Origin of the sequence: Nocardia sp. NPDC059154, from assembly GCF_042755705.1 — a bacterium.
Lineage (GTDB): Bacteria > Actinomycetota > Actinomycetes > Mycobacteriales > Mycobacteriaceae > Nocardia.
The window spans coordinates 140629-144130 of record NZ_JBHZCS010000008.1; the positions used below are offsets into that span (position 1 = coordinate 140629).

A 3502-nucleotide genomic window follows, 5' to 3' on the forward strand; every position below is an offset into this window, starting at 1 on the left:
GGGGGGGGGGGGGGGGGGGGAAACTCCGAAGCGACGCGGGGGCGGGGGTGGGCGCGGGGGCCGCTCTCCTGCTCTCCCCCCTCACCGGGGCACTGGACGGCGCGGCCGCCCCCCCCCCCCCCCTCCCCGAGCTCTCGAGTGATCATGGGCTTGACCCTCACACCGTGTGAGGTCCTAAACCTGGAGGGGTCATGTTCAGTATCGGAGACTTCGCCAGGTTCGGATCGGTGTCGGTGCGAATGCTGCGCCACTACGACGAGATCGGACTGCTGCCGCCGTCCGAGGTGGATCCGTGCAGCGGCTATCGGTTCTATTCGGCCGAACAGCTCGCACGGCTCAACCGGATCGTCGCGTTGAAGGAACTCGGCTTCACCCTGAACCAGGTGGCCGAGCTCCTCGACGGGCAGCTGTCCGCGGAGCGGTTGCACGGCATGCTGCAACTGCGTCGCGCGCAGCTGGCCAATCAGGTGGCCGCGGACACCGCACGGCTCGCGAGCGTCGAGGCGAGGCTCCTGCGCATCCAGAAGGAGGGCGTCATGCCCGAGCAGGAAATCATCGTGAAACCGCTGTCCGCCACGCTCGTCGCCGAAATGAGCGAGGTCGCGGCCGAATCCGGGGAGGCCGCGGTCGGGCCCATCATCGAGCGGATCTACGCCCGGCTCGGGAAACTGATCCCGGAGGCCGGGCTCACCATCACCGGCGCGCCCGTCGTGTATTACGAAGAGCTCGAAGAAGGTCTGCGGGTGCACGTCGCGCACCAGGTCTCGGGGACCGCCGCGCCGGGCAGCAGCCTCGACCTGCACCTGCTGCCGGAGATTCCGCAGGCCGCGACCCTGGTGCATCGCGGGAAGCTGGCCGAACTGTGCGTGTCCTTCGAGGCCATGGGGCGCTGGGCCGACGAGAACCGTTACGCCCCCAACGCTCCCATCCGCGAGGTCTACCTCAACGCGCCCGAGGACCCGACCTCGGACGGGTGGGTCGTGGAACTGCAAATGCCGGTCGCCCCTGCCGTGTGAACGGCTCGGGCCCGACCGGCATCCACCCGGAGGAACTCGCACTCCCCGAAAACACTGCGGCGCACAGCTGTTGCTGTGCGCCGCAGGGAAAGCCGGTGGCTAGTCCGGTCCGTTGCCCTGGCCCGCGGACGGCGGCGGGATCCGCACCACGCGGTCGTCGTACTGGTTGGGATTGCCGTCGGGCTTGTTCACCGTGCCGACCCAGATATTGCCGTCGCCGCCCAGCGTCGCGCCGTCGAGGCGGCCGTACTTGTCCTGGGCCAGCAGCGAAGGCGCCGCGGTGACGGCGTGCGTGTTCTTGTCGGCCGTGGCGAGAGCCAGGGCCCGCTGGTTGGTCAGCGAGATCGCGACACCGTCCGAGGCGGCGGCACAGCCCGCCACACCCGGGTGATCGGGCCAGGTCCAGGCCTTCACCGCGACACCGTCGGGGCCGACCCGCTGCAACCGATCCTCGGTGGCGGTGCGGTCGGTGATCCAGATGGAATCCTTGCCGTCCGAGCACACCCCGCCCGCCACACCGATACCGGTCACCACCACATCGGCGGAGGCGCCGGGCGCGGGGGAGTTGATGCTGAGCAGCTTGCCGGCCATCGAGTTGGTGTCGGCCGCCAGCGACGGGTTGCCGGCGTCACCGGTGAGCACCAGCATGCGGTTCTGCGAGGAGAAATCGATGGACCCGCGATTGCCGTTGACCCCCTTCGGAATTCCGGTCAGGATCGGCTTGGGCGCGCCGCCGTCGGTGGAGATGCGCACCACCCGGTTGTCGCCCCCGGTGGTCACGTACGCGTAGATCAGCCCGTCCTCGGTGAAGGTGGGCGACAGCGCCAGGCCGGTGAGACCGCCGTCCCCGGCCGGATCCACATCCAGCCGGGCGATCTCGACGGGCGCGGGCGGTTCACCCTCGTCGGTGGCGACCACCTTCAGGATGCGCCCGGTGGTGCGTTCGGCCACCAGCGCGCTCCCGCCGTCCGGCAGCGCGACCAGGCCGGCGGTGGTGTCCAGGCATGAGACCACCACCGCCAGATCGGGATCCACGCACGGCAGATCGGGGCGCTTGGCATTGGTCGGCGGCACCTTCGGCGTCGTGGTGCTGGGCTCGGCGTCCTGCCAGGTCGGCTCCGTGGTGAACGGGCTCGAGGCACGATCATCGAAGCGGGCGCAGCCGGACAGCAGCACGGCGCCGAGCGTCACGCCCAGCACAACTCTCCGCGCACCCACCCCGGCACGGCCAGCGGCAACCAAACTCATGGTTGAGACGTTACGGAAAACCTGCCGTTCACGCTCGGATGGGGTGTCCCTTCCTTCGCCGTGGCGCGAATCGGACGGTGGACACGCCCGTGTTCTGCTGTGTGCCGAGCGGTTCTGGCTAATAGTGTGGCCCGCGTGACAGACAAGCCGAACGAGCCGTCCGCCGTGGCGGGCGACCTGCCGCCCGCTGCTCCGCGACCGGCCGGTGAACCGGTCCGGAGCCCCTTCGATTCGCCGACCGAACAGTTCGCCACCCCGTCCGGCGTCCAGACCACCGAGAAGCTGCCCCGCACCGACGAGGAACTAGGTCTCGACCCCGAGGTCCCGCTCTTCAACCAGGTCAAGAGCGCCATTCCCGGTGCGGCCGACGGCACCACCACCGAGCCGTCCCCGACCTACTCCTTCGCCAGCATCCCGCCGGCACCGCCCAGCCCCGCCGACAGCAACGGCCGCGTCCGCCGCCGCGACGACCGCCGCGGCACGCTGGACCTCGGGCTGCTGTTGCTGCGCTTGGTCATCGGCGGCACCTTCGTCTACCACGGCCTGCAGAAGGCCGCGGGCTGGTTCCACGGCCCCGGCTACGACGGCATCAGAACCGCCATGGAGAACGGCGGCTGGAAGCACGTGGACCTCGCCGCCCCGCTCCTCATCGCCGGCGAACTCGGCGGCGGCATCATGGTCGCCCTCGGCGTGGCGACCCCCCTGGCCGCCGGCGCCCTGCTCGCCATCATCCTCGACGCCTGGATGTGGAAGCAGTCCATGGTCCCCGGCTTCCAATACTCCGCCAAGGGCAACTCGGTAGAACTCGAATCCGTCCTGGTAGCCCTGGCCACCGTCCTCATCCTCACCGGCCCCGGCCGCCTCTCCTTCGACCGCAACCGAGGCTGGGCCGCCAGACCCCTCTGGGGCTCCCTCGCCGCCATCGCCGCCGCCATAGCCGCCGCCATCCTCGCCTACACCTACCTCCACGGCGGCAACCCCCTGGCCGGCATCACCTTCAGCTGACCCCGACACCCCCCGAACTACCAAGCGGCCGTACCGATCCCAACAGATCGATACGGCCGCTTCTTCGTACGTGCGGGCTGACACCCGCAAGTCTTCCCACGGGGTGTAGGACTAGCGCCCGCAATCCTCTCCCCGGGGGTGGGGGGGGGGGTGTCCCCCCCCCCCCCTCCCCCCCCCCACATGGGTCAAGAGTTCCCCTCCCTTGAAGGGTCCCTCTGGGGCCGGGGGAAACC

Annotated in this window: 3 protein-coding genes; 2 read left to right on the top strand and 1 reads right to left on the bottom strand. The window is 70.1% G+C overall.

Annotated features, from left to right (window positions below; all coding sequences use genetic code 11):
• Window positions 1–191: 191 nt before the first annotated feature.
• Window positions 192–1016 (top strand): MerR family transcriptional regulator, encoded by an 825-nt coding sequence (locus ACFXN1_RS10085; RefSeq protein WP_379402432.1) that lies wholly within the window; start codon window positions 192–194, stop codon window positions 1014–1016.
• Between the two features lie 99 nt (window positions 1017–1115).
• Here ACFXN1_RS10085 and ACFXN1_RS10090 read toward each other — a convergent pair whose 3' ends face one another.
• Window positions 1116–2264, bottom strand: a complete 1149-nt coding sequence (locus ACFXN1_RS10090) for a PQQ-dependent sugar dehydrogenase (RefSeq protein WP_379402433.1) — start codon at window positions 2262–2264, stop codon at window positions 1116–1118.
• 135 nt (window positions 2265–2399) lie between these two features.
• On the opposite strand from ACFXN1_RS10090, the gene ACFXN1_RS10095 reads away from it, so the two are divergent.
• Window positions 2400–3269 carry a DoxX family protein gene (locus tag ACFXN1_RS10095; protein ID WP_379442152.1) on the top strand — a complete coding sequence of 290 codons (870 nt, stop codon included), beginning with the start codon at window positions 2400–2402 and terminating at the stop codon, window positions 3267–3269.
• Window positions 3270–3502: the final 233 nt, after the last annotated feature.

Coding starts and splice junctions, on each gene's coding strand:
- ACFXN1_RS10085 (WP_379402432.1), top strand. CDS start 192: ATGTTCAGTATCGGAGACTTCGCCAGGTTCGGATCGGTGTCGGTGCGA.
- ACFXN1_RS10090 (WP_379402433.1), bottom strand. CDS start 2,264: ATGAGTTTGGTTGCCGCTGGCCGTGCCGGGGTGGGTGCGCGGAGAGTT.